General features: G+C 33.5%; 8 protein-coding genes. 7 read left to right on the forward strand and 1 reads right to left on the reverse strand.

Going from position 1 to position 7,417, the window contains the following annotated elements:
• Positions 1-38 precede the first annotated feature (38 nt).
• Positions 39-323, reverse strand: coding sequence for a hypothetical protein (locus FC66_RS03195; RefSeq protein WP_057973929.1), 285 nt, complete (start codon positions 321-323; stop codon positions 39-41).
• A 78-nt stretch (positions 324-401) separates the two neighbouring features.
• Between FC66_RS03195 and FC66_RS03200 the strand changes: the two genes are divergently transcribed.
• Genes FC66_RS03200 through FC66_RS03230 form a run of 7 tightly spaced genes read left to right on the forward strand, consistent with a single transcriptional unit; the run spans position 402 to position 7,387 of the window.
• A complete protein-coding gene (locus FC66_RS03200) occupies positions 402-1,079 on the forward strand; it encodes a response regulator transcription factor (RefSeq protein ID WP_057973930.1) in 678 nt (225 codons plus the stop codon).
• Positions 1,069-2,355 carry a sensor histidine kinase gene (locus tag FC66_RS03205; RefSeq protein ID WP_057973931.1) on the forward strand — a complete coding sequence of 429 codons (1,287 nt, stop codon included), beginning with the start codon at positions 1,069-1,071 and terminating at the stop codon, positions 2,353-2,355. Before FC66_RS03200 ends, FC66_RS03205 begins: the two co-directional genes overlap by 11 nt.
• Before the next feature lie 19 nt (positions 2,356-2,374).
• Positions 2,375-3,322 (forward strand): ribonuclease Z, encoded by a 948-nt coding sequence (gene rnz / locus FC66_RS03210; protein ID WP_057973932.1) that lies wholly within the window; start codon positions 2,375-2,377, stop codon positions 3,320-3,322.
• Positions 3,318-4,127, forward strand: a complete 810-nt coding sequence (locus FC66_RS03215) for an SDR family NAD(P)-dependent oxidoreductase (protein ID WP_057973951.1) — start codon at positions 3,318-3,320, stop codon at positions 4,125-4,127. The genes rnz and FC66_RS03215 overlap by 5 nt, the downstream gene beginning before the upstream one ends.
• 12 nt (positions 4,128-4,139) lie before the next feature.
• The gene (locus FC66_RS03220; RefSeq protein ID WP_057973933.1) at positions 4,140-4,508 is read left to right on the forward strand and encodes a LapA family protein; all 369 of its coding nucleotides are present in this window, start codon (positions 4,140-4,142) and stop codon (positions 4,506-4,508) included.
• 14 nt (positions 4,509-4,522) lie between these two features.
• Positions 4,523-6,853, forward strand: coding sequence for a single-stranded-DNA-specific exonuclease RecJ (gene recJ / locus FC66_RS03225; RefSeq protein ID WP_057973934.1), 2,331 nt, complete (start codon positions 4,523-4,525; stop codon positions 6,851-6,853).
• Between the two features lie 15 nt (positions 6,854-6,868).
• Positions 6,869-7,387, forward strand: coding sequence for an adenine phosphoribosyltransferase (locus tag FC66_RS03230; RefSeq protein WP_057973935.1), 519 nt, complete (start codon positions 6,869-6,871; stop codon positions 7,385-7,387).
• Positions 7,388-7,417: the final 30 nt, after the last annotated feature.

Below are 7,417 nucleotides of genomic sequence, written 5' to 3' on the forward strand. Positions count from 1 at the left end.
CGTTAAACCATCAATATTGGTTTAACGGTATTTTACTTCTAATTCAGAAAAATTTTATTTTGATCTATTCTATATCCTAAAATTAAATGTTTTTCTTCATCAATCGATTTAATAAAGAGATTTTTTTGACGATTGTCTGAATTCGATATCTGGAGTAAATCATTGAGAGATAAAACATTTTTAGCGGGACTTGCTTGCAAAATAAAATAGTCTGATATACTAATTACCCCTGAAATAGGGTAAAATATACTATTAGTGGCGTAATATAATTTTAAATTTTTGTTTAAATCACCAGTCGCTAACTCTAAATCAATCATTCGCATATTATTTAACCAACCTTTAATGAGTTTATATAGTTATTATGCATTTTATTGAATGCAAAAGAAAGGATTGAGGACGAAATGCCAAGAGGATTAATTATTGAAGATGATACAATTATCTCTGCCAATATTGTTGAAGCAACGACCAAAATTATGACGTTAGAACAGGCCTTTGATGGTGAGGAAGGTCTATTTAAAGCATCTCAAAATATTTACGATATTATTATCTTGGATTTAATGCTTCCAAAAATTTCGGGATTTGACGTGCTAAAAAAGATTAGAGAATACAAAATCGATACTGCGGTTTTAATTTTATCCGCGAAGGATAGTGTGCATGATAAAATTGATGGCTTTAATTTAGGTGCGGATGACTATTTAGCCAAACCATTTAATTTAAATGAGCTACAGATGCGAATAAAAGCGTTACTAAAGCGAACGATGAAATTTGAGATGGATAGCGAGTTGAAATATAAGGATATGATCTTATCAGATAATAGAACAATTATTTCTGGTGATCAATCAATAAACTTACCGGGAAAAGAGTATGAATTTTTAACGTATTTGTTAGAAAATAAGAATACTATCCTAACGAAAGAACAAATATTTGATCGTGTTTGGGGATTTACATCTGACACAAGTATTACGGTCGTAGAAGTATATATGAGCAATATAAGAAAAAAATTAAAAATAATTGGGTATGAAAAAATGATTCGAACAATTCGAAATGTTGGTTATTTGGTTGAATCTGATGAAAAATAAAGCAAGCAGGAATACACGAATAAAATTATTTCTTGTGTACCTTTTTAGCTTTAGTATCATCTTCGTAACGCTTGGATCAATCGTTTATCATTCATTTAATGATGCTTTAACTGTTAACGTCGATACATCAATGAAGAAACAGATTAAAAGAATAAAATATTCTAAATATGATGTCATTTCTAATTTTGATGATAGTCCATTATTGAAACAAGCACCTGATTTTAAAGTTTATCAAATATTGTGGTCAAAAGATGGAAAAATAACGAATAAAAACGCAATGGGAACAAGATACCCAGTGTTTAGCAAAATACCATTTGTAAAATCTGATTTAAATAAATTCAAAACAATTAAACAAAAAAATGGCCCCACGTTTAGATCTTACCTAATGAGAGTTCCGGATTCAGCTGTGTCAAAATGGCATGAGGCACAGTATATTCAAATCATTGAAAATATTGAAATTAATCAAAATTCATTAACCAGTTTCAGAAATATTTTATTAGTTTCCTTACTTATTTTTGGTATGCTATCAATTGCACTAAGTTTTATTTTATCGTCAATTAGTATCAAACCGACAATAAATGCTTGGAACAAGCAAAGAGAGTTTGTCGATAATGCGGCACATGAACTGAGAACGCCTTTAACAATAATACAAAATAAATTAGAGTATTTGCTAACAAAACCGAATGCTAAAATCATTGATGAAAGTGAATCAATCGCAACTTCGTTGAGCGAAATTCGGCGTTTAAATAATTTAACAAAGGATTTACTGTTATTAGCGAATTCGGATTCACATACCAGTGTGTTTCACTTCAAGCGGGTCCCCGCTAAAACCTACTTTGAGGATATAGTTAAACCTTATGCCGACATTGCTCTGAGTCAGGACAAGCAATTTAGTTTTCAAATTAGTGTTTCGAGTAAATATATTCATATAGATGAGGACAGGATTCATCAATTAATTGTGATATTGCTTGATAATGCTTTAAAGTACACAGTCGCAGGAAATGAAATATCATTTATCGTTGTAGAGACGACTAAACAACTAGTTATTCAGGTGATTAACGACGGTGAAAATATTAATGATGCGCACAAAAAGATAATTTTCCAACGTTTTTATAGAGAAGAAAAATCTAGAAATCGAAAAACGGGTGGTAATGGGCTAGGATTATCAATTGCTAAATGGATTGTTGATGAACATAAAGGTAAGATAGAAGTTAGAAATAAAATGCCAAAAGGTGTTATTTTTGAAGTTGTACTACCAGTGAAATTAAATGAATAATTAAGGATAGGTCAACGATATGGAATTAGAGTTTTTAGGAACGGGCGCAGGCGCACCTGCAAAGAATAGAAATGTCACTAGTATCGCTTTAAAGCTACTTGATGAACGTAATAGCGTATGGTTATTTGATGCTGGTGAAGCAACGCAACATCAAATACTACAAACAACAATAAAACCTCGAAAAATCGAAAAAATATTTATTACCCATTTACATGGTGATCATATTTTTGGACTACCCGGTCTTTTGAGTAGCCGGTCTTTTCAGGGTGGTAATGGCCCATTAACGATCTTTGGACCAAAAGGAATCAAAAACTTCGTTAAAACAAGCTTACAAGTATCCGAAACTAAATTGTCATATACAATTAAATTCGTGGAACTGGATAAACCGGGATTAATCTTTGAGGATAGTACATTTAAAGTATATTTTGATTATTTAGATCATCGAATTTTAAGCGTTGGTTATCGAATTATTGAACATGATTACGCGGGCGAATTGCAGATAGATAAGCTTAAAGAATTAAATGTTCCGTCGGGTCCAATCTATGGAGAATTAAAGTCAGGTAAGACAGTCCAATTAGAAGATGGTACAAAATTAGATGGAAATGATTTTTTGGGTAAAACTAAAAAAGGTCGCATTGTCACCATATTGGGTGATACAAGAAAAACGAAAAATAGTTATACTTTAGCGGAAAATGCGGATGTGCTAGTTCATGAAAGTACATTTGAAAAATCTGAATCAAGAATGGCTAGAAATTATTATCATACAACAAGTGCACAAGCAGCCGAAATTGCTAAAAAATCAAATGTAAAAATGCTATTATTAACGCACATATCAGCTAGATATGTCGGCAAAATGGCAATTAATTTACAAAACGAAGCAAGGAACGTTTTTAAAAATACAACGGTCGTCAGAGATTTTGATGTGATCAATGTACCGTTTTCGCAAAAGGAAGAAGTCAATGATTAGTCAATATAAAGAATTGAAAGACTTACGAAATAGGATTGTTTTAATTAGCGGTGGTTCGAGTGGATTAGGTAAAGAAATGGCATATGAAGTTGCCAGAAAAGGTGCAATAGTTGTTATTTGTGCTCGACAAATGGACAAATTATTGGAAGTTAAAGAAACATGTCAACGGCTATCCGGTCGTTTAGCCTACGCGATGGAATGTGATGTATCTGATCCAGTTCAAATAGAACAGATGGTTGAAACCGTTGAATCTTCTATCGGTTCAATCGATGTCCTTATTAATAATGCCGGATTCGGATTAATGGAAAATGCATTAACTTTTGATATGAATATTGCTGAGAAAATGATTAGAGTAAATTTATTAGGATTAATCTACATGACGCAAAATGTGGCCTTAAATATGGCTAACAGAAAATGCGGGGTGATTGTCAACATTGCCTCCGTTGCCGGTAAAATCGCAACGCCTAAGTCAGCAATTTATTCCGCAACGAAATTTGGCGTTCTCGGCTATTCTAATGCCCTAAGATTAGAATTAAAACCACTGGGTATCAAAGTGATGACCGTTAATCCAGGTCCAATTGATACTAATTTCTTTAAAATTGCTGATAAAAAAGGTGAATATTTAAAAAATATAGGGTCTATGTTAATGAACCCTAGTCATGTTGCACAAATTGTTGTAAAAAATATTAGTACAAGCAGGCGTGAAATAAATTTACCATATTATATGGAAATAGCTCATTTGGGATATACAATATTCCCAAAAATGGGCGATTTATTGGCAGGGACTGTATTTAATAAAAAATAATGAGGTGGAGTTATGAAGAAACAATGGCGTACGATTATTGCATTATTTATCGTTATCATAATTGCAATTTTTTCAGTTTTAAACGTAAAAGAAGTTTCAATTAATTTTTGGTTTACTCAGATTAAAATGCCAATGATCCTTATTTTACTACTTTCGATTTTTGCAGGAGCGTTATTGATAGGTCTTCTAACAACAAGTGCAACATTAAAATTAAAGAAGGAAAATACGGATTTAAATCAGCAAGTAGCTGAGTGGAGCAAAAATTTTGATAAAACATTGGCCGATGAAACAGAAAAGATGAAAACTAAACACAGAAAAGAAGTTCAGTTGTTGCAAAATGAGATTAAAACATTGAATGCAGAAAATAAGAATCACAAATAAAGTCGAGGGTTAAAATGATTGAAGCAAAATATAATTGGAAATTATTAGATCAAGATGACGAGACCATTCCCAGTGAGGTATTCGAGAACATTCAGTTGGATCGTTCGTTGATTGCATTATTGTGGAGTCGCGGTTTTACGTCTCAAAAAGCAATCACTGACTTTTTAAATGCAGGCGCAGAAAATATCCATGATCCAATGCTTATGAATGACATGAGTAGAGGTATTGAACGTATTCGACAAGCAATTGTAGAAAATCAAAAAATTACCATTTACGGTGATTATGACGCTGATGGACTCACAAGTACTTCAATTATGTTTGAGGTACTTAGTGATATGGGTGCCAATGTGGAAACCTATATACCTAATCGTTTTATTGACGGATATGGACCAAACGTTGCAGCATATCAAAAATTAATTGATAATGGGACTAATCTGATTGTCACAGTCGATAATGGCGTATCGGGCAACGAGGCAATTGAATTTGCTCAGTCTCAAGGCGTGGATGTTGTCGTAACTGATCATCATGAGTTGCCGGAAACTTTACCCAATGCTTACGCGATTATCCATCCACGTTATCCAGGTGGGAACTATCCATTTGGAGATTTATCAGGTGCTGGAGTGGCTTTTAAGGTTGCTAGTGCGCTCACAGGAGAATTATCCGAGGAGTTGTTGGACCTAGTAGCAATCGGAACAGTAGCAGATTTAGTTTCAGTAACGGATGAGAATCGGGCACTTGTAAGTTTTGGACTGAAGGTTTTACAACAAACGTTGAGGCCTGGATTAATTTCATTAATGGAAGTTGCTGGGTTGAGTCAGGAAACTGTCGATGAAAAAGATATTGGATTTGGCATCGCACCAAGATTAAATGCGGTTGGTAGATTGGGAGATGCAAATATTGGGGTTGAACTGTTAACTAGTTTGGATGATGAACGTGCGCAGGAATTAGCAAATTTCGTTCAATCTGAAAATGTTCGTCGGCAAAAAATAGTATCAGATATTTCAGAATTGGCCTTGAATCAGGCTGAATTAGAGAGTAATAAAAGTAAAAAAACTTTAGTACTTTTTGGAGAAGATTGGCATGAAGGTGTTTTGGGTATTGTTGCTAGCCGGGTTGTTGAAGCAACCGGTAAACCAACGATTGTTTTGAACTTAGATATAAAAAAAAGACAAGCTAAAGGCTCCGGACGAAGCGTTTCAGATTTTCATTTGTATAACGCAATCAATAATCATAAAGAGATAACATCTCATTTTGGTGGACATCATATGGCTGTTGGGTTGACCCTTCCAACGGAAAGCTTAGATCAGTTTGGCGCCGTACTAGAAAATGAAGCAAACGCGCAAGGCCTTCAGCCGGGTAATAAATCAGATAAAGTAATTACGAGTGTTTTAAACATCGATCAACTAACGTTAGATTTTTATAAAGATATTGAAAAACTAAAACCATTTGGTATGGGCAATGAAAAACCTGTTTTTGAAATAGATTATAAAGTGATGCAAAATGTTAAGGCAATAGGTAAGACAGGAAATCATTTGAAATTTGAACTTATTGGTGAAAGAGAAAGAATCAGTGGGATTTCATTTTCCAACGGGAAATATGTGGAAGATTTACAAAATGCCTCAAACAAAATTAAAATAATTGGTGAAGTTGAAAAGAACGTTTGGATGAATAAAACAAGCCTACAATTGATGATTCAGGATATTAAATCTGAAGGTACTACAATTATCGATGCACGGACGGATCATGTAACCAAGGATTTATTTCGAAGTGAAGGCATATATATATTTTGGAATCGAAAGCATTATGAACAACTGGAACGATTCGCATCAAGTAAAAAGATTTTTAAACTAGCCAATCAAATTAAGAGTGTGACCGATTTTGATAAACAAAAAACAATTGTGTTTGTGGATTGTCCAAGTTCTTTAGAGCAATTATCCACGATATTACGCATAACTGACATTGATAAAGTAATTGCTGTATTTTTTAAAACTGATAGTGCTTATTTGGACGGTATGCCAACAAGAGAACAATATGCCAATCTATATAAATTTGTGGTGAGTCATAAAGATGTCGATATTAATAATCAATTAATTGTATTATCCGACTTTTTAAAAATAAAGAAAAATTTATTAATATTCATGATTAAGGTGTTTTTAGAGATGGAGTTTGTTAAAATAAAAGATGGATTAATGACGGGCCAAAAAGTTGCAAATAAAACGAGTATTGAGGAAACGATTGAGTACGGATTGAGAAATAATCGAATGTTGGCTGAAGAAAAGTTAATTTACTCAAAAGAAAATGACATGAAAAAGTGGATACTTAGTCAAATGAATATAGAAGATTAAAGGAGCGTTTATTAAATGGTATTAGATTTAACAAAGTATATAGCGGCAATTCCTGATTATCCGGAAAAAGGAGTTATTTTTAGAGACATTTCGCCTTTGATGGCCGATGGTGCTGCTTATCGTGAGGCAACAAACAAAATTGTTGAGTATGCTAAAAGTAAAGATGTTGAAATGATTGTTGGACCAGAAGCGCGAGGATTTATTGTTGGATGTCCAGTTGCCTATGATTTGGGAGTTGGCTTTGCACCGGCAAGAAAAAAAGGTAAATTACCTCGTGAGACTGTTGAGGCTAAGTATGCATTAGAATATGGCGAGTCTGCACTATACATGCACAAAGATGCTGTAAAACCGGGTCAAAGGGTTTTAGTTACAGATGACCTTCTGGCGACTGGTGGTACAATTGCGGCAACAATTGAATTAGTTGAAAAATTAGGTGGTATCGTCGTAGGAACTGCCTTCTTTATTGAACTTGATGATTTAAAAGGCCGTAATAAAATAGAAGATTATGATATTTTTAGCCTAATGAACTATTAATTTAGGTTCTATACTTTTGAGTGTTGATGA

Source organism: Dellaglioa algida DSM 15638, assembly GCF_001434695.1.
GTDB lineage: Bacteria > Bacillota > Bacilli > Lactobacillales > Lactobacillaceae > Dellaglioa > Dellaglioa algida.